The sequence below is a fragment of the Xanthomonas sp. NCPPB 3200 genome, from assembly GCF_056393585.1.
The window spans coordinates 571426-596906 of the sequence record NZ_CM150785.1 but is presented as its reverse complement, the minus strand read 5'-3'; the positions used below and the strand labels follow the sequence as shown (position 1 = coordinate 596906).

Genomic DNA, 25481 nt, shown 5'->3' with positions numbered 1-25481 from the left:
ATGGCGCGTGCCTGCGGCAATAATGCCCGGGCACCTTGCCTTGCAGAGACTGTGGCCACTTCTTCCTTCGAAACCCGCCTGAGCCGCCTGTGGGCCCATGAAAAGGCCAGCTATGGCCTGCGTGTGTTCATCGCACTGGCGGTGGCAATGGGCGTGTGCTGGCACTGGCAGCAGCTCACCGCGGTGCCGGCGCTGTTCCTGGGCGCGATCGCCAGCGCCATCGCCGAGACCGACGACAACTGGCTGGGCCGCATCAAGTCGGTGCTGCTGTCGCTGCTGTGTTTCGCCGCCGCCGCCGCGTCGGTGGTGCTGCTGTTCCCGTATCCGCTGGCATTCGTGACCGGCATGGCGGTGGCGACCTTCTCGCTGACCCTGCTCGGCGCGTTGGGCGAGCGCTACGCCTCGATCGCGCAGGCCACCGTGGCCTTGTCGATCTACGCCATGATCGGCATGGACCAGCACGGCAGCCACGATCCGTCGATCGCCTGGCATGGCGCGATGCTGCTGCTGATCGGTGCCACGTGGTACGGCGTGCTGTCGATCCTGTGGACCCTGCTGTTCGCCAATCGCCCGGTGCGCGAACGGCTGTCGCGGCTGTTCTTCGAGCTGGGCCGTTATCTCAAGCTCAAGGCCGACCTGTTCGAACCGGTGCGGCAGAGCGACCTGCACGCACGCCGGCTGGCGCTGGCCGAACAGAACGCCAAGGTGGTCGGCGCGCTCAACGCCGCCAAGACCGCGATCATGAGCCGCTTCGGCCGCTCGGGGCGTCCGGGCGTGCAATCGGGCCTGTATTTCCGCCTGTACTACATGGCGCAGGAATTCCACGAGCGCGCCAGCTCCTCGCACTATCCCTACGAAGCGCTGACCGACGCGTTCTTCCACAGCGACGTGCTGTACCGCTGCCAGCGCCTGCTCGCGCTGCAGGGCAAGGCCTGCGCCGCGTTGGGCGAGGCGATCCGCCTGCGCCATCCGTTCGACTACGGCGACAACAGCCGCCTGGCCACCGAAGACCTGCGGCAATCGCTGGACTATCTGCACGCGCGTGCCGACCCCGCACTGGCGCGTCTGCTCGGCGCGCTGGAATTGCTGGTGACCAACCTGCAGAGCATCGAGCGCAAGCTGTCGGAAGCGGCGCAATCCGACTCCACCAGCGACAACCTCGACACCCGCCTGCGCGACTCCTCGCCGCACACCCTGCGCGAAATGGCCGCGCGTCTGATGCAGCAACTCACGCCCGGCTCGGTGCTGTTCCGCCACGGCCTGCGCATGGCCATCGCGCTGGTGGTCGGCTACGCCATCATGCAGTCCATCCATGCCGACAATGGCTACTGGATCCTGCTCACCACCGCCTTCGTGTGCCGGCCCAATTACGGCGCCACCCGCTTGCGGCTGGTGCAGCGCATCGCCGGCACCCTGATCGGCCTGGTCGCCACCTGGGCACTGATGCAGCTGTTCCCCGGCACCGAAGTGCAGCTGCTGCTGGCGCTGGCCGCCGCGCTGATCTTCTTCATCACCCGCACCGATCGCTACATGCTGGCCACCGCCGGCATCACCGTGATGGCGCTGTTCTGCTTCAACCTGCTTGGCGATGGTTTCGTGCTGATCTGGCCACGCCTGATCGACACGCTGATCGGTTGCGCGATCGCCGCGGCCGCCTCGTTCCTGATCCTGCCGGACTGGCAGGGCCGCCGCCTCAATCAGGTGATGGCCACGGTGCTGGCCAGCTGTGCGCGTTATCTGGCCCAGGTGCTGGAGCAATACGCCAGCGGCATGCGCGACGACCTGCCCTACCGCATCGCGCGCCGCGACATGCACAACGCCGATGCCGCGTTGTCGGTGGCGCTGTCCAACATGCTGCGCGAACCGGGCCGCTATCGGCGCAACCTGGATGCCGGTTTCCGCTTCCTGGCGCTGTCCAACACCTTGCTCGGCTATCTGTCTGCGCTCGGCGCGCACCGCGCCGCGCTCGATGGCGAACACGATCCTGCCATCGCGCAGGCCGGCGACTACCTGCAGCGCGCGCTGGGCGAAATCGCCACCGCCTTGCGCGAACGCCAGCCGCTGCCGGCGCACGACGAAAGCCAGGAAATCGCCACCGCCGAAGCGCTGGAGCAGCATGCCGTGCAACTGCCGCCCAAGCAGCGCCTGGTGCGCGACCAGCTGGCACTGACCCTGCGGCTGCTGCCCAAACTGCGTGCCGCTGCCGTGGCGGTCACCACCGCGCCGGCAGAGGGCGCACCGCGCCTGGCGACCAGCAAGGCCTAGTGTGTCGTCGGCGGTGCGCATGCGCGCCGCGCAGCCACTGCCGCGTCGATGTGGGCGGCGATGCCGACGCCTCGCGGTGCGCGCGCAGGCCACTTGATCCGGTGGCCGCTGCGCCGTTCCGGCAACCGCCTCTACTTCCAGTGCTTGCGCGCCACGCTCAGTCCCACCCAGCCCAGTGCCGCCACCGCCAGCACCGCCCCACCGCTCACCACACCGTTCCAGCCGGCCTGCGCATATGCCGCCGTGCCCAGCGTGGAACCCACCGCACCGCCGATGAAGTAGCAGGTGATGTAGGCCGAGGTGATGCGATTGCGCGCGTTCGGATTACGCTGGTAGATCACGCTCTGGTTGGCGATGTGCACGCCTTGCACCGCGATATCCAGCAGCAGCACGCCGACGATCAGCAGCGCGATCGACTGCGGCGCAAACGCCAGCAATCCCCACGACAGCAGCAGCATCACCAGCCCGCCCCAGCTGACGCGGTCGCCATGGCCGTGATCGGACCAGTGACCGGAACGGTTGGCCGCCAGCGCGCCGGCCGCACCGATCAGGCCGAACAGCCCGATCACCGCCGTGCCATAGCCATACGCAGGCCCGGACAACAGGAACGCCAGCGTGGTCCAGAACATGCTGAAGCCGGCAAAGATCAGCCCGCCCAGCACCGCACGCGAGCGCAGCACCGCATCGTCGCGCAGCAGCGTCAGCACCGAACCCACCAGCTGCGGATACGACAGCTGCGCATTGCCCGGGTGCCGCGGCAGTCCGCGCCACAGCAGCAAGGCGGTGACCAGCAACAGGCCGGAAGCGATCCAGTACACCGTATGCCAGCCGCCAACGCCGGCCAGCACCCCGGCCGCGGTGCGCGCCAGCAGGATGCCCAGCAACAGGCCGCTCATCACCGTGCCGATCACCCGCCCGCGCTCGTGCGGGGCGGCCAGGGTCGCGGCAAACGGCACCAGGATCTGCGCCGCCACCGAGCTGGCACCGGTGACGATCGTGCCGGCCAGCAACATGCCGAAGCTATGCGAGGCGGCGCTCACCAGCAGCCCCAGCGCACTGAGCACGAACAGGCCGACGATCAGCCCGCGCCGCTCCAGCCGGTCGCCCAGCGGCACCAGCAACAGCAGCCCCGCCGCGTAGGCCAGCTGCGCGGCGGTCACCACCGCCCCGGCACTGCGCACCTGGATCCCGAACGCCTGCGCCAGCGTCTCCAGCAAGGGCTGGGCGTAGTAGTTGCTTGCCACCGCCAGCCCGGTGGCGGCGGCCATCAGCAGCACCAGTCGGCGCGGCAATGGCGGGTGGGCAATCGGTTCGACGGTCATGGCAGGTGCCTGCTGTAGGAATGGGCGCAGTGTGGGCAGCGACGCGGCATCTTTCCAATGTATTGTTTTCACCGTGTCCATCGCGTTTGGAGATCGCATGCTGACCCTGCGCCAGCTGGAGTTTGCCGTGGCCGTGGCCGAGGAAGGCGGCTTTACCGCCGCCGCACGCCGGTGCAACACCGTGCAATCGGCGCTCAGCCACCAGGTCGCCAAGATCGAGGAGTCCCTCGGTGCGCGCCTGTTCGAGCGCGGCACCCGTCAGGTGCGGCCCACCGCGGCCGGCGAGGTGTTTCTGCACAACGCCCGCGCCACCTTGCGCGCGGCCGAACGCCTGCACGAGGAAATGGCCCAGGCCCTGGGCACGGTGCGCGGCCGGCTCACGCTGGGGCAGATCTCCTCGCTCACCACCGTGCAGCTGCCGACGCTGCTGCGTGCCTTTCGCAGCGCGCATGCGCGGGTGGACGTGCACCTGCGCACCGCCATGAGCGAGGCCCTGCTGCACGACCTGGGCGAAGGCCGGCTGGATGTGGCCCTGGTCGGCGTCGGCCCGCAGGTCGCGGTGCCGGAACAGCGGCTGCTGCTGCACGAGGAAGCCCTGGCCTTGATCGTGGCGCCCACCCATCGCTTCGCCACGCGCAAGCGGGTGGCGCTGGCCGAGCTGGACGACGAACCGATGGCCGGGCTGATCGCCGGCGCCGGCGTGCGCGGCATCGTCGATGCGGCCTTCGCGCAGGCCGGCCTGCGGCAGCGCCAGCAATACGAGGTCACCCATGCCGATCTGATGCGCGAACTGGTCGCCGCCGACCTGGGCGTGGGCATCGTGCCGCAGACCATGGCCACGGCCATGCGCGGGGTGGTGACGGTTGCGCTGAAGGAGCGTTTCGGCTTTCTGACCTATGCGGTGTGGCGGCCCGATCCCACCCCGGCCGCACGGGCCTTCATGGCGTTGCTGCGCGCCCAGGCCGCGCGACGTGCGTCATCGGCACGCGCGCCGCGCTGAGCCCATCGGCATGCACCAGCGCGCCGTAGAAGCCTGCTAGGCTGCGCGCGTTCGCAAAGGAAACTGCATGTCCGGTCACAGTCAGTTCGCCCTGCTCAGGCAGCGCCGCTTCTTGCCGTTCTTCGCCGTGCAGGCGTTGGGCGCGTTCAACGACAACGTCTATCGGCAGGCCATCATCGGCCTGTTGTTCTACCTGGGCATCGATGCGGCGCAGCGCACGCTGTACACCAATCTGGCGCCGGCACTGTTCATCCTGCCGTACTTCCTGTTCTCCGCGCTGGCCGGGCAGATCGCCGAGAAGCTGGAGAAGCAGAAACTCATCGTGATCACCACCACGATGGAGATCGCGATCATGTCGCTGGCGGCGGTGGGGTTTATCACCGAGAACATGGTGATCCTGCTGGTTGCGCTGTTCTGCACTGGCCTGCAGTCCACGCTGTTCGGGCCGGTGAAATATTCCATCCTGCCCTCGGTGCTGAAACCGGAGGAACTCACCGGCGGCAACGGCCTGGTCGAGATGGGCACCTCGATCTCGATCCTGTGCGGCATGATCTTCGGCGGGCTGATCTTCCAGATCGCCGGCAGCCATGGGCCGGTCGCCGCGGCCACCGCGGTGATCGCGATTGCCGTCACCGGCAACCTGGTCGCGCGGCTGGTGCCCAAGGTCGACGCCGGCGCGCCCGAGCTGAAGATAAACTGGAACCCCATCCCCGAATCGCGCGCCATCATGCGCCTGACCCGGCGTACGCCGGCGGTGCGCAACGCCGTGCTCGGGGTGTCGTGGTTCTGGTTCGTCGGCACCGTGCTGACCGCGCAGTTGCCCACCTACGCGCACGTCAATCTTGGCGGGCAGCAGGATCTGTACGTGTTCGCGCTGGCGCTGTTTTCGATCGGCACCGGTGTCGGCTCGCTGCTGTGCGAGCGGCTGTCCGGGCGCACCGTGGAAATCGGCCTGGTGCCGCTGGGCGCGTTCGGCATCAGCGCATTTTTGCTGGACCTGTACTTCGCGCGTCCCGGCGGCGCGCCCGTCAGCGATCTGTCGATCGGCCAGTTCGTGCAGCAGGCCGGCAGCGTGCGCCTGATCGTGGATCTGGTCGGCATCGGCCTGTTCACCGGCTTGTTCGTGGTGCCGTTGTTTGCGCTGATCCAGAGCCGCACGCCCAAGGCCGAACTCTCGCGCGTGATCGCCGGGCTCAATATCCAGAATTCGTTGTTCATCGTCACCGCTGCCATCATCGGCATTGCGCTGCAGCTACCGCAGCTGGTGCTGTTCGGCGTGCGCATCCCGTTGCCTGGCCTGAGCATTCCGCAGGTGTTCCTGGCCCTGGCGCTGGCCAATACGCTGGTGGCGCTGTGGATCTTCACCCTGGTGCCCGAGTTCCTGATGCGCTTTCTCAGCTGGGTGCTGGTGAGCGTGCTGTACCGGCTGCGCACGCGCGACATCGACCGCCACGTGCCCGACGAAGGCGCCGCGTTGCTGGTCTGCAACCACGTCAGCTACATGGACGCGCTGATCCTGTCGGCAGTGATTCCGCGCCCGGTGCGCTTTGTCATGTACTACAAGATCTTCCGCATCCCGGTGATGCGCTGGATCTTCCGCACCGCCAAGGCGATCCCGATCGCCGGCGCACGCGAAGACCCCGCGCTGATGCAGCAGGCTTTCGACCGTATCGATGCGGCGCTGGCCGACGGCGAGCTGGTGTGCATCTTCCCCGAAGGCGCATTGACCCGGGATGGCGAGATCGCACCGTTCAAGTCGGGCGTGGAAAAGATCCTGCAACGCCGCCAGGTGCCGGTGATTCCGATGGCGCTGCGTGGCATGTGGTCGAGCATGTGGAGCCGCCGCGACACCCGCCTGGGCCGCATGCGCGTGCCGCGCCGGATGCGCGCGCATATCGAAGTGGCCGCCGGCCCAGCGGTTCCCGGCGACGCGGCGACCGCCGCGCTGCTCGAACAGCAGGTCCGTGCACTGCGCCAGGATCAACCGTGACTGCGGCCAGCGCGGGCTTTGCGTCCGCCGCGTGCCGCGAGTAGCCTGTGCGCCATTGCACGCATTGCCGCCGCGCTCGCCTAGCGGGCGCGACAAGAAGGACCGGGGGAAGTCGTCGTACGCCACATCACCGTGTCAGACGCGTTCGCCGTGATCGGTGGACGCTGCCTGCGCGGCCCATCGCTGCCTTCCCCACGCGCTGCAACATCTCGCTGTTGTTTACCACCCAAGGAGCTTCACCATGAGTGCCATCCCACCGCCGATCCATCCCTCGCCCAGCGCCGCACCGGGCCCGATTCCCAATCACCTGATCTGGGCGATCGTCTCCACCGTACTCGGCTTCTGCCTGTGCTGCCCGGCCCTGATCACCGGCATCGTGGCGATCGTGTTCTCCAGCAAGGTCAACGGCCTGCTCAACCAGGGCGACATCGACGGCGCACGGCGTGCCTCCAACACCGCCAAGACCTGGTGCATCGTGACCAGCGTGCTGGCCGTCATTGGCCTGCTGATCAACATCGGCATGGTCGCCACCGGCGGCATGCAGGGCTACATGGACTACATGCAGCAGTTGCAGCACATGCAGTAATGGAACTGCGTCCACGCCACTGGCTTGGACTCGGGGCGGCCACCAGCGTGGCCGCTTTCGGTGTGTCGTTGCTGTATCGCTTCGATCCGAACGCGAGCAACAGCCCGTTCCCGCCCTGCGTGTTCCGTGCCGTGACCGGCTGCTACTGCCCCGGTTGCGGCATGACCCGCGCGCTGTATGCGCTGGTGCACTTCGATCTCCCCGGCGCCTTCGCCATGAACCCGGCCGCCGTGCTCGGCCTGTTCACCCTGCCCGGCCTGATTGCCTGGAAAGCCGGCTGGCGCTCGCGCTGGTTCGCACCGGTGGTGGCAGTGATGTCCGAGCCGAAGTTCTGGTTATGGGCGTTGCCGACGTATTGGGTTGCCAGGAATTTGCCTTGGTACCCGTTTACCTTGCTGGCACCGGGTTAGCAGGTCGCGAACAGCCGCGCGATCGAAATCAGGCTGCGCGCCTACCGCACCCAGCCGGCAATCACAAGCAACGCCAGCACCACCATCCACAGCAGCAGCACGCGCCAGACCAGGCTCATCGCATCGCGCACCTCCGGCAGCCGGCGCCAGACCGGCACCAGCCCCGAATCGGTGTAGTCGTGCGCCTCCTCGCGCAGCTCGGCGCTGACGCTGGCACGCGCCACCGCACCGAGAAAATGCGGCTCCAGCGACCAGCGGTTGCCATGCGCCTGCCGCCAGGCACGGAACACCGTGTCGAAATTGCCCACCAGCGCCATCGACACGGTGATCAACTGCGCCACCGGCCATTCCAGCGCGGCCAGCAGCCAGCGCGCGCCGGCCAGGTTGCGCGGCGGCAGCAGCACCGAGAGCGGGCTTTCCACCGCCAGCGCCGTCAGCCGATACAGCACCGCGCCGAACGGCCCCAGCAGCAAAAACCACCACAGCACCGCAAACCAACGCCGCAATCCATTGACCACCACCGCTTCCACCAGCGACGGCGCATCCTCGTGCACGCTGCCGCCGGCGGCCTGCAGCTGCGCGATCGCATCGCGGCGCGCGCCCGGTTCGTCGGCGTCGATCACCGCTTCCACATCGCGGTCCAGATCGCGCGGCCCCCAGGTCCAGGCCAGCACCGCCACGCCGAACAGCAAGGCCCAGAACCCGCGCCATACATCGTCCAGCAGCCATTGCAGCAGCACGACCACGAGCAAGGCCGGCAACAGCGCCAGTGCGACGCCATAGCGCCCCTGCCACGCACCGCGCCCGGCGGCATGGCTGTCCAGCCGGCGCAGCCACTGGCCGAACCATTCGAAACGCCGCAGCCGCGCCACCTGGGCAGGCGCCAGGTGGCCCAACGCAAGTGCGACGACGACAGCAACCAGGGTGGTGAACATGGGTGGGCCTCCTCAGCCGAGTCTAGCCGAGCCGATGCAGGCGCACCCGATCCGCCTGCGCTGCAGCGCCCGCCCCGGCTCAGCCATGCGCGCGATGCCAATGCTCGATCAGCGCCCGCGCGATGGAAATGCGCGGCGGCAGCCCGATCTGGCCTTCGCCGGCCAATGCCGCGGTGACCTCGGCATGGCTGACCCAGCGCGCGTCTTCCAGCTCACCGGTGACCTGCGGCACCTCGCTTGCCGCAGCGCGCGCGGTGAAGCCCAGCATCAACGCACCCGGGAACGGCCACGGTTGCGCGCCCAGATAGCGGCAGTCCTGCACCTGCACGCGGGTTTCCTCGAACACCTCGCGCGCCACGGTCTGCTCCAGCGACTCGCCGGGTTCGACAAAGCCGGCAATCACCGAATAACGCCCCGGCGCCCAGCTTGCCTGCCGCCCCAACAGCAAGCGCGCGCCATCGCTGACCGCCACGATGATCGCCGGGTCCACGCGTGGGTAATGCTCGGTCTGACATTGCGTGCAATGGGCGATGAAGCCGGCACGGCGGAACGCGATCGCCCCGCCGCAGACGCCGCAGAAGCGCGTGCGCGACTGCCAGTGCAGCATCGCGCGCGCATAGGCAAAAGCAGTGGATATGTCTGCCGGCCAGTCGGCGGCGGCCTGGCGCAGGTCGATGCGCTGCGGCGCTTCCACACCGAGCACATCGGATGGCAGGCAGAACCAACCGACGTCATCGCGCAGCCCAAGAAAGATCGCCCCGTCCGGCCCGTCGCCAAGCGCGGCACCGTCCATCAGCAGCGGCTGGCCATCCGCATCGGCCAGCGCAGTGCCCTTGGCATCGAGCAGCAGCACGCGGCCTTGCGGCCACAGACGCGCCAGCGCAGCGGGATCGTCACGCAACAGATCGCCACGATCCAGCGGCGCATGGGTGAAGGCAAAACCGGAGGTTGAAAAAGAAGACTCTGACATCGGCGCAAGCCTGCCGATAATCGGCATCGCCCGCAAGCAGCGCACCACAGATGCAGGCCCGCCCGGCGGCGCGCGTTCAGACGTCGACACCACCTGGCGCCCGCCGGGCGGTCATGAGCGCGTCACATTGCGCGCCACATCGCAGAGCAGGCTATGTGCGATCGACATGTGTTGCAGCCATCCGGGTCCGAATCCCGGCATCTTCAGCCTTGTCGCCGGTGACAGCGACAAGGCTCCATCGCAGGGTGAGGCGTGCAGCGCAGATGCCGGACGCGACGACCATCCAGCGCTGTCAGCGACACGCCCTCCCGGCCTCAGCGCTGCTTGTCCAGCAGCTGATGCCGCACGGCGACGATGCACGGTTCGTTGGTGGTCAGATGCACGAACGCCGAGTTGTCGTTGGGGTCGCCACTGCCGATATCGACCAATGCTGCCTGGGTGCTGCCGCGATGCTTGAAAGCGGCAATCGCGGTCACCGCATTCTTCAGCGGAATGGTGGCGTCGTTGGACGAACCGCATAGCAGCGTCGGCGTCTGCGGCGCCCAGTCCAGCAGGTCGTTGCGTGCCAGATCCTTGCGGAACGGATTGGCGGGATTATTGGCAAAATCGCGATAGAACCCGGGCTGGAAGTACGCCTTGAGCTGGTCGATCCCGGGCAGCGTATCGCCCAGGACCAGATCGGTCAGGCCCAGCTTGCCGGGGAACAGCGCCTCGACTCGGGCCGCCCACGGATCCTGAAACACCTGTCCGGCCGCCAGATAGATATTGCGATACGTGTGCTGCATCGCGACGATCGCGTAGCTGCCCAGGATGATGCCGAAGCTGCTTTCGCCAACCGCGTTGCTCCCGCTCCAGCTGTCCACGAAGGTCTGCTCCAGCGCGTAGGGCCCGGAGATCGGCGCGCTGGCAACCAGATGAAACTCGCTGGACAGATGCGCTTCGATTTCCCGCTGGGTTGCCAGTGCGGCATGGCCGCCTTGCGAATACCCCGACAGCATGACCTTGCCGGATAACGGCGTCTTCAAGCGCTGCAACACGCTGCGTGCCGCGCGCAGGGCATCGATCGTCGCACTGGCCTCGGTCGCGCTATGCAGGTAGGGATGGAAGCCATAGCTGGATTGACCGAGCCCCAGATAATCGCTGCTGACCACCACATAGCCCTGACTGGCCAGCCGTGTGACCAGCGGGTCGTCGCCCTTGGCGTCACGGATGTCCTTGGCCTGTTCCTCATTGCGGATCGTCGCTGTCGACCGCCCCCAGCCCAGCAACGGATACGGCCCGCTGCAACGCTCGCCGCCTGGAATCAGCACCACGCCCGACGCAGTGGCCGGCTCGCCATCGACACCGACGGTGGCATAGGTGAACTCGGCCACGCGCACGTTGCATCTGGGCTGTTCGGCCTGCGGCTCGGAGGTGAGCAACGCGGCAATCGCATCACGGGTGTAGCTGGTCAGGAAGTTGCTGCTGAGCAAGCTGCCGCGTGCGGGCGACGCCTGCGCGCTGGGTGCAAGCACTGCGCTGGCGATACCAAGCATGGCCAGCAGGCCCAGCGTCGAACGGGATCTGATCTGCAACATGGTGAGGCTTCTCTCGTGGATGACTGCAATGGGCAGGGGACTGGCGTGTCGAAGGATCGAGATCCGTTGCGCGATCAACGTCCGCGGGCTGGGCGGCGCGGTGACTGCGCCATGGGATGGAATCGGCGCGGTGCGCGGTACGCTCGGTCAGCGCAGTGGCGACCGCCCGCGCGCGTCACGCAACGCAAGACGCGATGCATGAATCAAAATCGGCATGTGCTGGCACCAGCGCTGGGCATGCGTGCAGTATCGCCATCGCCGCACGCGGCCCAGCTCGCGCGCACGAAGCTTGCGCGCGCATGGCGAACCCCGCAGCAGGCGAATGTTCACAGCGCGTTGGACATGTACATCGATAGCGCGGTGCGCTTCGCCAGTGCATCGGCGAGCATCTGCGCAGTGCATGGATCACATAGATCGGCGTTTGAAAATCCGCCCGGCTGCGGTGTCGTTGACCCGCAACACGCGTCGCATCAAGAGTCATACAGCGCGTGCAAGCGACGCACAGCGTGAGGCCGTATCGACACACTCACGCGACTGCCGTTATCACTGCACCATGTCAGACCTGAAAACGTCGCAGGCAGCAGGTTGCCCGCGACTCGACCGCAACATCACACACGAACAACCAGGCACCAGCAACCGCGTCGATTCAGACGCTGAAGCTGCTACCGCACCCACAGGTGGTCTTGGCGTTCGGATTGCGGATCACGAACTGCGCCCCGGTCAGGCTTTCGGTGTAGTCCACTTCGGCGCCCATCAGATACTGCAGGCTCAGCGGGTCCACTAGCAGCGTCACCCCGTCGGTAGCCACGGCCAGGTCGTCCTCGGCGCGGTTCTCGTCGAACTCGAAGCCGTACTGGAAGCCGGAACAGCCGCCACCCTGGATGTAGACACGCAATGCCAGCTCGGCGTTGCCTTCTTCCTGGATCAGCTCACGCACCTTGCTGGCGGCAGCCACGGAAAAGTTCAGCGGCCGGTCGATGGACTGATAGTCCGGGGCCGGGGCGGCGGTGGGAAGCGAAACGAGCGTGCTCATGGCGTCAGCATGGGGGCCAGGCGGCCCCACTTCAAGCGCTGCTTGCCAAATCCGGCGCCCGCTTCAGCTGCAGGCCATACCCTCAGGCGTCGGCAGTCTCGGCCTGCAAGGCCTTGACCGGCTCGACGCGGCCGGCCTCCGGCGACGGCAACGCGGCGGTCGCGCCAGCGGTGGCGGCATGGATCAGGCGGCCGGTGAGCTGCGCGCCGGCGCTCATCTCCACCACCTGGTAATGCACATTGCCCTGCACCCGCGCGTTGGCGGCCAGTTCGACCCGCTCGGCGGCATGCACGTCGCCGGTCAGCTGGCCATTGATGATCACCACCGGCGCGCGCACCTCGCCCTCGATGCTGCCCTGCTCGGCCACCGTCAAGGTGGCGCTGGCGCCGTCTTCGGCAATCACCTTGCCCAGAATGCGGCCTTCCACATACAGCCCGCCGCTGAACATCAGGTCGCCGCGGATGACCACCTGCGGCCCGATCAAGGTGTCGACCACGGTCTGCGCACCACGGTTGGATTTGTTTCCGAACATCAGCTACTCCCCCGCGCCATTCCCGGCGACTTTCCAGTCGAATGTCTGATTGACCGGCGCCCCATCGCCGCTCAGGGAGATTTTGACACGTTGCGGAGTGAAATCCTTCGGCAGGATCACGCTGCCGTCCAATTGCTGGAAATAGCGGAACGAGTACGGCTGCCCGGCCGCATCCGGCTTCTGGTGCAGCTCATTCCAGCTCACCGTGACCAGCTTGCCGGCACGCACGCCTTCCACCGCAAAGCGCAGCTGGCCCTGACTGATCGCGCCGCGGTTGAGGTTCTGGGTCAGCACCACGCTATAGTTCCAGGTGCCGCCGGCCTCGGCGGTGAATTGCACCGAGTGCGCGTTCAGCCCCTTGCGCTGCGCGGTGGAGCCCACCAGGCGCTCGTAAAACGCCACATCCGCGCGCAGTGCGGCGATCTGCTCGTCGCGCTCGGCCAGCGAGGCCTGCACCTCGGTATTGGCGGCGCGACTGATCTTGTCGGACATCGCCAGGTTGACCTGGCGCTGCTGCAGCTGCGCGATCTGCCGACGCTGCTGGGCCTGGTTGCGCTGCGCCTGCTGCAGCGCCGCCTCGGCCTGGACCAGACGCGGCGCGGCAGTGCGGCTGGCCATCCACCACACCCCGCCCAGCGATGCCAGCCATGCCAACGCAATCACCAGCCATAACCAGCGGCCGCGGGAACGGCCACCGCCGGAGTCACGTTGGACGATCTGAACGCGTGCGGCTGGTCGCATGGGCATCGGGTCCGGACGGGCCGGCGCAGTCATGGGCGGCGTAGTGTGCCAGAGCGCCACTGACCATCGTGCTGGCGCTGGACCGGCGGTTATCCCAAAGTTCTGCGATAGTTCTGCAATTGTTTGCAGGGATCGACAACGCCATGAGCGAAGCCCATCTGTTCGTGATCGGCATCCTGCTGGCCTGGCTGGCCGGCATCCGTGTCTATCTCACCGTGTTCGGTGTCGGCCTTGCCGGCCTGCTCGGCTGGATCGAGCTGCCGCCCGCCCTGCACCCGGCACAGTCGTGGTGGGTGCTGGGCACCTCCGGTGCACTGGCGGTGGCCGAATTCTTCGCCGACAAGATTCCCGGCGTGGATTCGGGCTGGGATCTGCTGCAGACCCTGGCACGCGTGCCGGCCGGCGCCTTCCTGGCCGCGGCCACGCTGTCGCCGGACGGTGACCTGAGCACCGGCGTACTGGCCGCCGGCGCGGGCGTGGCGCTGACCAGCCATACCCTCAAGGCCGGTACCCGCGCCTTGCTCAACACCTCGCCGGAACCGGCCAGCAACTGGGTCGCCTCGCTGGCCGAAGACACCATCACCACCACCGCGCTGGCGCTGGCACTGGCGCACCCGTTGCTGGCACTCAGTGTTGCGGTGGGCTCCAGCGTGCTGGCCACGCTGGTTGTGTGGTGGGTCTGGCGACTGCTGTGGCGGGGCATGCGCCGGCTGGTCGCGCCGATGCGTTCCACCACCACGCCGGCTGCACGTCGCTCCCCGCTATCGTGAAGTTCATCGCATAATCATCGCGACTGCAGGGAGTATCGATGGCCGCCCGAGATCCGGTTCCTTTCACCCGTGACGACACCGCCACGCGCAATCGTCCATTGCGCGCAGAAACGCCGCCGGCCGACTATTGGCGCCGCTGGGCCGACGAGACCGCAGCGGCGTCCACCGTTGCCGAGCCGGTGAGCGCGGCCATCATTCCGGCGCCGGCGCTCGCTGCCGCACCCGCAATGATCCTGCCGATGGCGCCAGCGCAGTCCGCTGCACAAGGCAGCAGCGCGCACGCGACGGCCGCAGCGCCGACACCAACGACCGCCTCAACCCCGCGCGAGGGCGATGACAACGCCGCCGCCGACGCGCCGTACCGCGTGCTGATCGTCGAGGACGACCGCTCGCAGGCGCTGTTTGCGCAGAGCGTGCTGCACGGCGCCGGCATGCATGCACAGGTGGAAATGACCGCCGCCAGCGTGCCGCAGGCGATCCAGGACTACCACCCGGATCTGATCCTGATGGACCTGCACATGCCCGAGCTGGACGGCATCCGCCTGACCACCCTGATCCGCCAGCAGCCGGGCCAGCAGTTGCTGCCGATCGTGTTCTTGACCGGCGACCCCGATCCGGAGCGTCAGTTCGAAGTGCTCGACAGCGGCGCCGACGATTTTCTGACCAAGCCGATCCGCCCACGCCACCTGATCGCCGCGGTGTCCAACCGCATCCGCCGCGCCCGCCAACAGGCGCTGCAGCAGGCCGGCGAACCGGTCAGCGTGCGCAGCAATCCGGAAACCGGCCTGCCGACGCGCGGCCATGTGATGGAACTGCTGGCCGATGCGCTGGCACGCAAGCAGGCCGGCGGGCTGTTCTTCATCGAAATCGCCAGCGCGCTCGGCCTGCGTGAACGCTACGGCTATGCCGCCTACGAGCGTCTGATGACCCAGGCCGGGCATCGCCTGGCCAGTGCAGCGCACCCGTATCCGCTGGCGCGCTTGAACGACAACAGCTTCCTGTTGCTGGGCGTGGACATGCCCGAATCCAGCCTGGAGCAGCATGCGCTGGAGATCCGCCAGCGGCTGTCGGCGCATGCCTTCCCGGTACGCGAGGAAGAATCGGTGCACGTGCGCTGCGCCATCGGCGTGGCACCGCTGGGCCTGGGCTTCGACGACACCGGCAGCGCGCTGGAAGCGGTCGAGCGCACCGCGCTGCAGGCACGCCTGCGCAGCGACGGCGTGCAGGCCTATCTGGCCCCCAGCCAGGCCGAACAACAGGAGCAACTGCGCCTGGTCGAAGGCCAGCTCGAACTGGCCTATCAACCGATCGTGGCGGTGGCCGGCGGCGACACCGCGCAATACCAGGTGCTGCTGCGGCTGCGCCAGGCCGACGGCACGCTGCTGTCGGCCGGCCAGGTGATTCCCGCCGCCGAAGCGGCCGGACGCATCGCCGATCTCGACCAGCAGGTCATGGATCACGCGCTCGGCCTGCTGCATCTGTACCAGCACGCCCACCCGCCGCTGCGGCTGTTTGTGTCGCAGTCGCCGCGCACGCTGGCACGCGATGCCTTTGCCGACTGGCTGCTCAAGGCGCTGCTCGAGCGCGGCGTGGCCGGGCAATCGTTGATCGTCGACCTGCGCCTGGACGATGCCCTGATCCACGCGGTCACCGTGCAGCAGTTCTGCGCCAAATTGATGCCGGCCGGCGTGCAGTTCTGCCTGAGCCAGTTCGAGCCCGGCGACGAGGCCAACGCGCTGCTGGGCCAGTTGCCGCTGAGCTTCGTGCGCATGGCCAACCGCTTCGCCGATGCCCACGGCAACACGGCAGTCCGCGACGAACTGCGCAGCGTGATCAATATCGCCCATCAGCGCGGCCTGCTGATCATCGGCCAACGCATCGAAGATCCGCAGGCGGCTGCGGCGATGTGGATGAGCGGCGTGGACTTCATCCAGGGCAACCTGGTGCAGACGGTCGGCAAGGAACTGGACTTCGACTTCACGAACGCGGTGCTCTGAGTGACAGCGCGGGCAGGAGGCCTCCGCGCCTGGAGCAGCCTGGCCACGCTGACCGCGCTGGTCGCTTCGCTGAGTGCCGGCCTGCAGTGGTCGGCCATCGACGGGCCGTGGCGCGCAGTGACGGCACTCTCTGCAGCACTGGCGGTGGTATTCGGTCTGGGCGCTGCCGTTGCCGGCTACCGCAGCGCGCGCGCGCAGCACGCCCTGTTGCAACGCCTGGAAGAAGCCGACGTTGCCCGTGAGCGCCTGCAGCAGGAACTGCAGCGTCACGGCGCGCTCGAACAGGAACTGTTGCGCGCCAAGCAGGCCGCCGAGGCCGCCACGCTGGCCAAGGGCGAATTCCTGGCCACCATGAGCCACGAGATCCGCACCCCGCTCAACGGCATCATTCCGATGCTGGAACTGATCTCCAGCGGCCAGCTCAGCCTGGACCAGCGCGACATGCTGCAGACCGCCACCGGCAGCTCGCTGCAACTGCTGCGCATCGTCGACGACATCCTCGACTACTCCAAACTCGAAGCCAACAAGCTCGAACTGGAGATCACCACCTTCAACCTGCGCGAGCTGCTCGACGGCGTCGTGCAGCTGCTGCAGCGCACCGCTGAAGGCAAGCAGCTGCGCGTGGGGCTGGATATCGAACCGTCGGTGCGCCTGCTGGTGCGCGGCGACCCGATCCGCCTGCGCCAGGTGCTGGGCAACCTGATCGGCAATGCGATCAAGTTCACCGAGCGCGGCAGCGTCGACATCCAGCTGCGTCGCCTGGGCGAGACCCGCGCCCAGCATCTGCTGCGCTTCCAGGTGCGCGACACCGGCATCGGCATCGCCCCGGATCAGCAGGCACGCCTGTTCCGCTCCTTCGCCCAGGCCGACGCCTCCACCACGCGCCTGTACGGCGGCACCGGCCTGGGGCTGGCGATCTGCAAGCGCATCATCGACCTGATGGGCGGCCGCATCGGCGTGGAATCCGAGCACGGGCGCGGCGCCACGTTCTGGTTCGAAATCCCGCTGCTCAAGGTCATCGGCGACCTGCAGCAGAACGCCGGCGCCGATGCCGCGCGGGTGATGGTGATCAGCTCCGACACCCGCCTGTTGCAGCGCCTCAAGCGCCTGCTGGACAGCTGGGGCGTATCGCACGTGCTGATGGAAACCACCCAGGAAGCGCTGGAGCGGGTGCGTCGCCACAGCGACAGCGAAGGCTTCCGCTGCGTCATCGCCGACCACGACACGCTGCGCTACAGCGCGCGCGCCGTGCATCGCGCACTCGCGCGCCCGGACGACCTCAGCGGCGCACGCCTGATCTGGCTGTACGGCGACGAGCCGGTGCCGTCCGAGCTGCAGGACAATGCCACCCTGGTGCCGCGCCAGAGCCCGGACGAGACCCTGCGCTCGCTGGTGCTGCCGCCCGAGCCGAGGCCGGCCCACGCGGCCACGCTGGCCGCGGCGATGATTCCCGAGCCGATGGCGCCGGCGCTGGCCAACGCGCGCGATGTACGCATCCTGCTGGTGGAAGACAACCCGGTGAACCTGCTGGTCGCGCAGAAACTGCTGGCCGTGCTCGGCTTCGACGCCGATACCGCCACCGATGGCGAAGCCGCGCTGAGCAGCATGGAGTCCACCCGCTACGACATGGTCTTCATGGATTGCCAGATGCCGGTGCTGGACGGCTATGCCGCCACCCGCCGCTGGCGCGCGATGGAAACCGAGAGCGGCGGCCGCCCGATCCCGATCGTGGCGATGACCGCCAACGCCATGGCCGGCGATCGCGAACGCTGCCTGGCCGCCGGCATGGACGACTATCTGTCCAAACCGGTCGCCCGCGAGCAGCTCGACGCCTGCCTGCAGCGCTGGCTGCCGCGCCAACCGCTGCTGCCTGGCCCGGCCATCGGCAGCCAGGCAGCAGGCGACTCCGAAAGCGTCAGCGCCGCACAGACGCGCGCCCTGCCGATCCTGGACAACAGCGTGATCGATGAGCTGTACGAGGTGGCGGGCGCGGACACCATCACCATCCTGCAGCTGTTCCTGGAAGACGCACCCGGCATCATCGAGCGCCTGGAAACCGCAGCCACCAACCGCGACAGCATGCAGCTGCGCGATCTGGCGCATACGCTCAAATCCTCAAGCGCCAATGTCGGCGCCCAGGCGCTGGCCAATGCCGCGCGCCGGATCGAACTGGCCGCGCGCACCGGCACCATCGAACGCCCCTCGGTGATGGTGGCGCTGGTCATCGCCGAATACGCACGCGCCCGTCTGGCGCTGCTCGGCCAGGTCGCCCGCCTGCAGGCCAAGGCCCGCACAGCCGGCTGAACCGCGCAAGCCTGCAGCCGACGACAACAACCGGCCAGGTAACGCAGTCGAAGACATCCCGAGAAGAAAAATCTCGCCTCGCTCGCGCCAGGGCGAGAAGGCAGGGTTTGCTCGCCACTGGCATGCGTGCCCTGGAGCGCCAGCGCCGCAAACGCGGGCTGCGGCGCGGCTTAGGTAGCGCGCGAAGCCACATGCGGCCAATCACAGCGACAGCGCGACACCCATGCAGCGCCCGCATGCTCCCCAGCAGTGCAGGCGCTTACTGACTCAGACCCTCTTGCGCTGATCCCGACACACCGCTGACCAGCACCGCACCGAGCGCGCTCAGTCGTCCAGCTTGGTCAGCAGGTAATTCGGCTCGCCGATACGTGCCACCAGATCCAGCTGCGTTTCCAGCCAGTCGATGTGCTCTTCTTCCGACTCCAGGATGTCCACCAGCAGCTGGCGGCTCACGTAGTCGTTGACGGTCTCCGCATAGGCCACGGCCTCGCGCAGCACCGCAACCGCCTCACGCTCCAGCGCCAGATCACAGCGGAACATCTCGGTGGGGTTCTCGCCGATGCGCAGCTTGCCCAGCGCCTGGAAATTCGGAAGTCCTTCGAGAAACAGGATGCGGTCGGACAGCTTGTCCGCATGCTTCATCTCGTCGATGGATTCCTTGTACTCATGCTCGGCCAGTTCTTTCAGGCCCCAGTTCTTCAGCATCTTGGCGTGCAGAAAGTACTGGTTGATCGCAGTGAGTTCGTTGTAGAGCACCTTGTTGAGGTACTCGATGACCTTGGTATCGCCCTTCATGCGATGTCTCCGAGACAGTGAGCCGGCCGCACTGTAGCGCGTTGCTGCGGCGCATGAAGGAACGCGAATCGTGATCAGTTGCGCGACGCCTGCCCGCCCGCAGGTGGCCGGCAGATGGCCTGTTGCACGTAACGTGCGCATCGATCATTCGCCGAACGATCGCGCGCTGTCGATCGAACGGCAACCGCAGGGTTACGACCTGACCGCATGATGGTCAGCCAGGAAGGCGACCTATCGATCGCGCCTTGGCGGCGCGACAGAACGACGGTAGAGCGAGCCAGACCGGCAACCTGCTCGCAGCAGTCCGTTACCGACAGTGCGCGAGCACAGCGGAAGGCGCTCAGGCAGCGCTGGCAAGCCCCAGCATGGGCAACGGCAGCGCACGGCTCGCATGGGCCTGGCTCAGCACGTCGCCCGCCATTTCCAGGCACGACCCACAGTTCGAACCACAGCCGGTGCGCATGGTCAGCTCGGCCAGGCTGGCGCAGCCATTCTCGGCCGCTTCGCGGATCTGGTGGTCGGTGACCCCATTACAGATGCAGACGTACACGGTATCGGTCGGGTGCTGGCGATCCGGAGAGGACCGGCGCTGATTGCACCGCAAACGAGAATAGGTGTCAATTCCAAACGTTAATCATTATTAATCCGTACCGCACGAGGCCCGCCCCGCTTGCGTGGACGCTTGCGCGGACTGTCGTGCCCGGCCGCGCTGCTGCCCGGCAACCAGGCCTCCAGCGCGCGCTCGGGCATCACCCCGACCGCCGCAGAGCCCGCGATGGTCTGCGCCAGCGGAGCCAGATGACGCAGCGCGCGCGCATAGACCCCACGCTTGAACATCACCACATGCTCGACCGGATACCAGAAATCCACCCAGCGCCAGTGGTCGAACTCCGGCGTGTCGGTGTGGTCGAGCTTGAGATGGGATTCGTGGCCGGTGAACTGCAGCAGGAACCAGACCTGCTTCTGGCCGATGCACACCTGACGCTCATTGCGCCGCACTGCCCGGCTCGGCAGGCGATAGCGCAGCCATCCGGGGGTGGCACCGAGCAATTCGACATGCTCGGGCAACAACCCGGTTTCTTCGCGCAACTCGCGGTACATGGCTTCTACGGGTGTCTCATCGGTATTCATGCCACCTTGCGGGAACTGCCAGCCGTCCCTGCGCACACGTCGTGCCCAGAACACCTGACCATCCTCTCGCATCAGCACGATGCCGACGTTTGGCCGGAAACCGTCCGGATCGATCACGATGCGGACTCCTGAAAATCTACTGTCACCGACTCTGCCACGGCGACGGCTGGCTCACAAGCTGAAAACGAAATGCTTGACAACACGCGGGCGCTTGGTAAGAATTACCGGCTCCCTAGGCTATGTAGCTCAGCCGGTTAGAGCACAGCACTCATAATGCTGGGGTCGGTGGTTCGAGTCCACCCATAGCCACCAAGGTTTTCAGGCCCACCTGGGCATGCAATACTCTTGGTTCAACACGTTTTATTGCCCCGTCGCCAAGCGGTAAGGCACCTGACTCTGACTCAGGCATTCGGTGGTTCGAATCCATCCGGGGCAGCCAAACACGAAAGGTCCGATCTGACGATCGGGCCTTTTTTGTTGCCCGATTACTGCTTGCCGGCATTCGTGCAGCAGGCATTCCCGCCCCAAGGCCGAACAGCGATCACCGAAGGCAACACCCACCCTGGTCGAAAATGGATACCGGGTCAGACAGGCACCCAACAGTCAGGCACAGAGCCCGGCCACCGCGGCGTCACCCCATGCCGCCGTGCGCAGGCGCAGCGGCCGGTACACACGAGATGACCAGCCAGCGTTTGCGAAAGTCACCAGACCTGGGCAAGGAAAAATCTACCTCGACACAGCAGGCCACCGACTGCAGGCGCCCACTGCGCAGGCCCCAAAACGACAAAAGCCCGGCATGGCCGAGCTTTTGAAGTAGGCGCCCCGGCGAACCGGGACGCAACAAACGCAATGGATCAGCGCTTGGAGAACTGGGTCGCGCGACGAGCTTTGTGCAGACCGACCTTCTTACGCTCGACTTCGCGGGCGTCACGGGTCATGAAGCCAGCCTTGCGCAGCTCGGACTTCAGGGTTTCGTCGTACTCGACCAGCGCACGGGCGATGCCCAGGCGGATCGCACCGGCCTGGCCGGTGGTGCCGCCGCCGGAGGCGGTGACCAGGATGTCGAAGCTTTCGGTGTTCTTGGTGAGTTCCAGCGGCTGACGCACGATCATGCGTGCAGTCTCACGGCCAAAGAACTCGTCCAGCGGACGGTCGTTGACGGTGATGTTGCCGGTACCCTTGCGCAGGAACACGCGAGCGGTGGAGGACTTGCGGCGGCCAGTGCCGTAGTTTTGCGTGATAGCCATGATTAGATATCCAGAACTTGCGGCTGCTGGGCGGCGTGCGGATGCTCGGCACCCGAATAGACCTTGAGCTTGCGGTACATGGTGCGGCCCAGGGGGCCCTTCGGCAGCATTCCCTTGACGGCGATTTCGATCACGCGCTCCGGGTGGCGCTCCAGCGCCTGCTCCAGGCTCTCGGTCTTGAGGTTACCGATGTAGCCGGTGAAGCGGTGATACTTCTTGTCTTTCAGCTTGTTGCCCGTGACCACGATCTTTTCGGCATTGATCACCACGAGGTAATCGCCGGTATCGACGTGCGGGGTATAAACCGGCTTGTGCTTGCCGCGCAGGCGGCGGGCCAGTTCGGTGGACAGACGGCCGAGCGTCTTGCCGGCGGCGTCAACGAGATACCAGTCGCGCTGGACGGTCTCGGACTTGGCGGTGAACGTAGTCATGAGAAAACTCTTGAGTGGTCGGGCGGATTGCAGCGGCAATGACCGCTGGAACTTTGCCACGCGTTGTGAAGGCGAAACAGAAGAGGCGGGATTGTACGGGACGATACAAGGCCACGCAAGTCGCCTGCTGGCTGGAGCGCTGGCGGTTGGCAGCGGCTCGGTCCGGGGCCAGAATCGGCGCATGACCCAGATCTCCTCTTTCCGACTGCATGGCCCGCTCGACCGGCTGCTGGTCGAAGCCCAGCGCGCGCTGGACACGGTATTCGGCAATCCGCCCGCCGAGCGACCCAACCCGGCCGCCGACACCCCCGACGTCGCACTGGAACCGGACCAGCGTCGCCACGCCGCCGGCTTGATGCGGATCAACCACGTCGGCGAAGTCTGCGCGCAAGGCCTGTATTTCGGCCAGGCCGCGGTCGCCCGCGATGCCCACACCCAGCATCATCTGCTGGAGGCGGCGCAGGAAGAAACCGACCATCTGGCCTGGTGTGCCGACCGCCTGCACGAGCTGGACAGCCGCCCCAGCCTGTTCAACCCGCTCTGGTACGCCGGCAGCTACGCGCTCGGCGCCCTGGCCGGATTGCGCGGCGACGACTGGAGTCTGGGCTTCGTGGTCGAAACCGAGCGCCAGGTCGAGGCCCATCTGGATGAACACCTGGAAACCCTCCCCGAGGGCGACCAGCGCAGCCGCGCGATCCTGCGCGTGATGAAGATCGACGAGGCCCGCCACGCCGACCAGGCCGAGCAGGCCGGCGCGCGTATCCTCCCGCCCCCGATCCCCAGCGCCATGGCCCTGGCCTCCAAGCTGATGAAAGCGGTGGCGTACCGGCTGTAGCCGGGGGGATTGGGGATTGGCGGCCCGCGGCGCCCAGCAAACCATGCCCCAAACCTCGCAACACCCGACTGGAGCAGAGCCCCCTTCTGTTAAGGGGGCGCGCCGAAGGCGGGGGGATAGGCTGCTACGAAGTGGGGCCCAAGGTTTGCACAGCAAATCTTGGGAGGCAGGCCCACGCAGTGGGACTGACTACGCGTGGGGCCCAAGGTTTGCTACGCAAACCTTGGGGGGTCAGGCCCACGCAGTGGGGCTGACCACGCAGGGCTGACAACGACTAGCCCACCAGCTTCAGCCCGATCACCCCGGCCACGATCAGGCCGATGCAGGCCAGACGCGACCACGACGCGCTGTCGCCGAACAGCGCGATGCCGGCGATGGTCACGCCCAGCGCGCCGATCCCGGTCCAGATCGCGTAACCGGTGCCGACCGGGATGGTCTTCAGTGCCTGGGTCAGGAACCACAGGCTGATGCCCGCCAGACCGATCGTCAGCACGGTCGGCCACAGGCGGGTGAAGCCGTCGCTGTACTTCAGGCCCATGGCAAAACCGATTTCGAACAGGCCGGCCAGCAGCAGATAGATCCAGGGCATCGCATCACTCCTCACTTGAAAAACGCACAAAAAAAAAAGCGGCCCAGTGTTTGCACACTGGGCCGCCGTCGGCTGTGGAACGCGAGGTCATCGCGTGGCGGGCCGTCCCGCCTTGATTCTTTCGCGCGCCTGCAGGCAGGTCGCGCAACAGCTCGCTCGCTGCGCTTACTCGCTCAGGTTGCGCCCGTGGAACAGTTCTTCGATCTCGCGCTTGAGCAGCGTTTCGATCTTCATGCGCTCCTTGAACGAGAGATTCTTGGCGCGCTCTTCGAACAGGTACTGGTCCAGGTCGAAGTCCTTCAGGTGCATCTTGGTATGGAAGATGTTTTCCTGATAGACGTTGACATCGAACATCTCGTAGCGCGACTTCACGTTCTTGGCGAGGAAGTGCTGGATCGAGTTGATCTTGTGATCGATGTAGTGCTTCTTGCCCTTCACATCGCGGGTGAAGCCACGGACGCGGTAATCCATGATCACGATGTCCGACTCCAGACTCTCGATCAGATAGTTCAGCGCCTTCAGCGGCGAGATCACGCCGCAGGTAGCGACGTCGATATCGGCGCGGAACGTGGCAATGCCTTCCTGCGGATGCGTCTCGGGGTATGTATGGACAGTGATATGACTTTTGTCCATATGAGCGACCACGGCATCGGAGATCAGCTCCTTGCCGGCCTGCTTCTTGTCGATGACGGGCTCTTCCGAGATCAGGATCGTGACCGATGCGCCCTGTGGATCGTAGTCCTGACGTGCGATATTGAGGATGTTGGCGCCAATGATCTCGGCAACATCGGTCAGGATCTGCGTCAGACGATCGGCGTCGTACTGCTCATCGATATATTCGATGTAGCGCTGACGCTCCTCTTCGGTACGCGCGTAACAGACGTCGTAGATGTTGAAGCTCAACGCCTTGGTGAGGTTGTTGAACCCCTGTAGCCTCAGGCGAGGCAACGGCTTGACCACGTCGGTCTGTCCTTATGGAAGGCGGGAAAGGAAACAATTATGAGCCAAAGATCCCAGCAACGAAATGCCGACGTTAAGAATGGTTTACCTTGCATGACTCATGCCGTTAAGCTTCAGGAATTACACGCGGAACTACCATGAGCCCAGGAAACACGACGGTTGTGACTACGACGGTACGTAACGCTACCCCTTCTCTGGCGCTGGACGCGGGCACGATCGAGCGTTTCCTGGCGCACAGCCATCGCAGGCGCTATCCGACCCGGACCGATGTGTTCCGGCCGGGAGACCCGGCTGGCACCCTCTATTACGTGATCAGTGGCTCGGTGAGCATCATTGCCGAGGAAGATGACGATCGTGAGTTGGTGCTGGGCTACTTCGGTAGCGGCGAGTTCGTCGGCGAGATGGGGTTGTTCATCGAATCCGATACCCGCGAGGTGATCTTGCGCACCCGCACCCAGTGCGAGCTGGCCGAGATCAGCTACGAGCGGCTGCAGCAGCTGTTCCAGACCAGTCTGTCGCCGGATGCGCCCCGCATCCTGTACGCGATTGGCGTTCAGCTGTCCAAGCGGTTGCTCGATACCACAAGGAAAGCCAGCCGCCTGGCGTTCCTGGACGTGACCGACCGCATCGTGCGCACCCTGCACGACCTGTCCAAGGAGCCGGAAGCGATGAGTCACCCGCAGGGCACCCAGCTGCGCGTATCGCGGCAGGAACTGGCACGTCTGGTGGGTTGTTCGCGCGAGATGGCCGGGCGCGTGCTCAAGAAGCTGCAGGCCGACGGCCTGCTGCATGCACGCGGCAAGACCGTCGTGCTCTACGGCACCCGCTGACCGGTTGTGGTCGCGGCTGGTGCAGCACTGCACCGGCCGCAACTTGAACCGCATGCCGCACGGCATGCGGACTGATGCAGTCGGCGCGTTCCGCCGTCGCGCGCTACGCGTGCTCTGCAGCACCAGCCAAGCGAATTTCCCTGCGGCTTCGGCAGGCGTGGCGTGACCAGGAAATCTCGGTGAACAGCCGTCGGATGCGCGCGAAGCAAGCCGCGCGTCTGCGCGATAACC

24 protein-coding genes and 2 tRNA genes are annotated in these 25481 nt (G+C 66.4%); 12 read left to right on the top strand and 14 right to left on the bottom strand.

Features of this window, described 5'->3' with window-relative positions:
- The first annotated feature begins 51 nt into the window (after nucleotides 1–51).
- Complete coding sequence (gene yccS, locus AC06DU_RS02560; protein ID WP_039523150.1) at nucleotides 52–2265, top strand: YccS family putative transporter; 2214 nt, start codon at nucleotides 52–54, stop codon at nucleotides 2263–2265.
- A gap of 131 nt (nucleotides 2266–2396) precedes the next feature.
- Here yccS and AC06DU_RS02555 read toward each other — a convergent pair whose 3' ends face one another.
- A complete protein-coding gene (locus AC06DU_RS02555; RefSeq protein ID WP_102250941.1) occupies nucleotides 2397–3587 on the bottom strand; it encodes an MFS transporter in 1191 nt (396 codons plus the stop codon).
- Nucleotides 3588–3684: 97 nt separating this feature from the next.
- Here AC06DU_RS02555 and AC06DU_RS02550 point away from each other — a divergent pair, with 97 nt between their 5' ends.
- The 4 genes from AC06DU_RS02550 (at nucleotide 3685) to AC06DU_RS02535 (ending at nucleotide 7573) form a co-directional block, all read left to right on the top strand.
- The gene (locus AC06DU_RS02550; protein WP_046345548.1) at nucleotides 3685–4587 is read left to right on the top strand and encodes a LysR family transcriptional regulator; all 903 of its coding nucleotides are present in this window, start codon (nucleotides 3685–3687) and stop codon (nucleotides 4585–4587) included.
- Between the two features lie 67 nt (nucleotides 4588–4654).
- On the top strand, nucleotides 4655–6577 hold the full coding sequence (locus AC06DU_RS02545) for an MFS transporter (RefSeq protein WP_478203462.1): 1923 nt from the start codon (nucleotides 4655–4657) through the stop codon (nucleotides 6575–6577).
- Between the two features lie 241 nt (nucleotides 6578–6818).
- On the top strand, nucleotides 6819–7163 hold the full coding sequence (locus AC06DU_RS02540) for a CD225/dispanin family protein (RefSeq protein ID WP_016902410.1): 345 nt from the start codon (nucleotides 6819–6821) through the stop codon (nucleotides 7161–7163).
- Nucleotides 7163–7573, top strand: a complete 411-nt coding sequence (locus AC06DU_RS02535) for a DUF2752 domain-containing protein (protein WP_104576671.1) — start codon at nucleotides 7163–7165, stop codon at nucleotides 7571–7573. Before AC06DU_RS02540 ends, AC06DU_RS02535 begins: the two co-directional genes overlap by 1 nt.
- 41 nt (nucleotides 7574–7614) lie before the next feature.
- On the opposite strand, the gene AC06DU_RS02530 is transcribed toward AC06DU_RS02535, so the two are convergent.
- The 6 genes from AC06DU_RS02530 to AC06DU_RS02505 all read right to left on the bottom strand — a co-directional run bounded on the left by AC06DU_RS02530 (nucleotide 7615) and on the right by AC06DU_RS02505 (nucleotide 13361).
- Nucleotides 7615–8508, bottom strand: a complete 894-nt coding sequence (locus AC06DU_RS02530) for a hypothetical protein (RefSeq protein WP_104646846.1) — start codon at nucleotides 8506–8508, stop codon at nucleotides 7615–7617.
- 79 nt (nucleotides 8509–8587) lie between these two features.
- The gene (nudC, locus tag AC06DU_RS02525) at nucleotides 8588–9478 is read right to left on the bottom strand and encodes an NAD(+) diphosphatase (RefSeq protein ID WP_039531650.1); all 891 of its coding nucleotides are present in this window, start codon (nucleotides 9476–9478) and stop codon (nucleotides 8588–8590) included.
- A gap of 314 nt (nucleotides 9479–9792) precedes the next feature.
- Nucleotides 9793–11055 carry a lipase family protein gene (locus tag AC06DU_RS02520; protein ID WP_024938185.1) on the bottom strand — a complete coding sequence of 421 codons (1263 nt, stop codon included), beginning with the start codon at nucleotides 11053–11055 and terminating at the stop codon, nucleotides 9793–9795.
- Nucleotides 11056–11701: 646 nt separating this feature from the next.
- On the bottom strand, nucleotides 11702–12088 hold the full coding sequence (gene erpA, locus AC06DU_RS02515) for an iron-sulfur cluster insertion protein ErpA (protein ID WP_024938186.1): 387 nt from the start codon (nucleotides 12086–12088) through the stop codon (nucleotides 11702–11704).
- A gap of 82 nt (nucleotides 12089–12170) precedes the next feature.
- The gene (locus tag AC06DU_RS02510; RefSeq protein ID WP_478203460.1) at nucleotides 12171–12620 is read right to left on the bottom strand and encodes a bactofilin family protein; all 450 of its coding nucleotides are present in this window, start codon (nucleotides 12618–12620) and stop codon (nucleotides 12171–12173) included.
- A 3-nt stretch (nucleotides 12621–12623) separates the two neighbouring features.
- A complete protein-coding gene (locus tag AC06DU_RS02505) occupies nucleotides 12624–13361 on the bottom strand; it encodes a DUF6776 family protein (protein ID WP_478203458.1) in 738 nt (245 codons plus the stop codon).
- A 143-nt stretch (nucleotides 13362–13504) separates the two neighbouring features.
- Here AC06DU_RS02505 and AC06DU_RS02500 point away from each other — a divergent pair, with 143 nt between their 5' ends.
- The 3 genes from AC06DU_RS02500 to AC06DU_RS02490 are packed head-to-tail and all read left to right on the top strand — an operon-like array spanning nucleotide 13505 to nucleotide 18432.
- Nucleotides 13505–14131, top strand: coding sequence for a DUF4126 domain-containing protein (locus AC06DU_RS02500; RefSeq protein WP_102255577.1), 627 nt, complete (start codon nucleotides 13505–13507; stop codon nucleotides 14129–14131).
- 38 nt (nucleotides 14132–14169) lie between these two features.
- Nucleotides 14170–16128 carry an EAL domain-containing protein gene (locus tag AC06DU_RS02495; protein ID WP_184631478.1) on the top strand — a complete coding sequence of 653 codons (1959 nt, stop codon included), beginning with the start codon at nucleotides 14170–14172 and terminating at the stop codon, nucleotides 16126–16128.
- 39 nt (nucleotides 16129–16167) lie between these two features.
- Nucleotides 16168–18432: an ATP-binding protein gene (locus AC06DU_RS02490; protein ID WP_478204351.1), complete on the top strand. Its 2265-nt coding sequence runs from the start codon at nucleotides 16168–16170 to the stop codon at nucleotides 18430–18432.
- 324 nt (nucleotides 18433–18756) lie between these two features.
- On the opposite strand, the gene bfr is transcribed toward AC06DU_RS02490, so the two are convergent.
- The 3 genes from bfr to AC06DU_RS02475 form a co-directional block, all read right to left on the bottom strand.
- Nucleotides 18757–19227 carry a bacterioferritin gene (gene bfr / locus AC06DU_RS02485; protein WP_005990707.1) on the bottom strand — a complete coding sequence of 157 codons (471 nt, stop codon included), beginning with the start codon at nucleotides 19225–19227 and terminating at the stop codon, nucleotides 18757–18759.
- A gap of 340 nt (nucleotides 19228–19567) precedes the next feature.
- Nucleotides 19568–19777 carry a (2Fe-2S)-binding protein gene (locus tag AC06DU_RS02480; protein WP_024938191.1) on the bottom strand — a complete coding sequence of 70 codons (210 nt, stop codon included), beginning with the start codon at nucleotides 19775–19777 and terminating at the stop codon, nucleotides 19568–19570.
- A gap of 80 nt (nucleotides 19778–19857) precedes the next feature.
- Nucleotides 19858–20475 carry an RNA pyrophosphohydrolase gene (locus tag AC06DU_RS02475; RefSeq protein WP_024938192.1) on the bottom strand — a complete coding sequence of 206 codons (618 nt, stop codon included), beginning with the start codon at nucleotides 20473–20475 and terminating at the stop codon, nucleotides 19858–19860.
- A gap of 118 nt (nucleotides 20476–20593) precedes the next feature.
- Here AC06DU_RS02475 and AC06DU_RS02470 point away from each other — a divergent pair.
- Nucleotides 20594–20670, top strand: a tRNA-Met gene (locus AC06DU_RS02470).
- A 52-nt stretch (nucleotides 20671–20722) separates the two neighbouring features.
- Nucleotides 20723–20797 (top strand) — tRNA-Gln (locus AC06DU_RS02465).
- A gap of 415 nt (nucleotides 20798–21212) precedes the next feature.
- Here the strand turns inward: AC06DU_RS02465 and rpsI are convergent.
- Together rpsI and rplM are read right to left on the bottom strand one after the other, a co-directional pair.
- On the bottom strand, nucleotides 21213–21605 hold the full coding sequence (gene rpsI / locus AC06DU_RS02460) for a 30S ribosomal protein S9 (protein WP_016902423.1): 393 nt from the start codon (nucleotides 21603–21605) through the stop codon (nucleotides 21213–21215).
- 2 nt (nucleotides 21606–21607) lie between these two features.
- Entirely contained in the window at nucleotides 21608–22036 is a 429-nt protein-coding gene (rplM, locus tag AC06DU_RS02455) for a 50S ribosomal protein L13 (RefSeq protein ID WP_016902424.1), read from the bottom strand.
- A 181-nt stretch (nucleotides 22037–22217) separates the two neighbouring features.
- Here rplM and coq7 point away from each other — a divergent pair, with 181 nt between their 5' ends.
- On the top strand, nucleotides 22218–22871 hold the full coding sequence (gene coq7 / locus AC06DU_RS02450) for a 2-polyprenyl-3-methyl-6-methoxy-1,4-benzoquinone monooxygenase (RefSeq protein ID WP_102250951.1): 654 nt from the start codon (nucleotides 22218–22220) through the stop codon (nucleotides 22869–22871).
- 274 nt (nucleotides 22872–23145) lie between these two features.
- Here the strand turns inward: coq7 and AC06DU_RS02445 are convergent, their stop codons facing one another.
- A complete protein-coding gene (locus AC06DU_RS02445; RefSeq protein ID WP_003483069.1) occupies nucleotides 23146–23460 on the bottom strand; it encodes a DMT family transporter in 315 nt (104 codons plus the stop codon).
- Nucleotides 23461–23625: 165 nt separating this feature from the next.
- Nucleotides 23626–24420: an adenosylmethionine decarboxylase gene (gene speD, locus AC06DU_RS02440; RefSeq protein ID WP_005990692.1), complete on the bottom strand. Its 795-nt coding sequence runs from the start codon at nucleotides 24418–24420 to the stop codon at nucleotides 23626–23628.
- A gap of 137 nt (nucleotides 24421–24557) precedes the next feature.
- Here speD and crp point away from each other — a divergent pair, with 137 nt between their 5' ends.
- Nucleotides 24558–25250 carry a cAMP-activated global transcriptional regulator CRP gene (gene crp / locus AC06DU_RS02435; RefSeq protein ID WP_024938194.1) on the top strand — a complete coding sequence of 231 codons (693 nt, stop codon included), beginning with the start codon at nucleotides 24558–24560 and terminating at the stop codon, nucleotides 25248–25250.
- Nucleotides 25251–25481 lie beyond the last annotated feature (231 nt).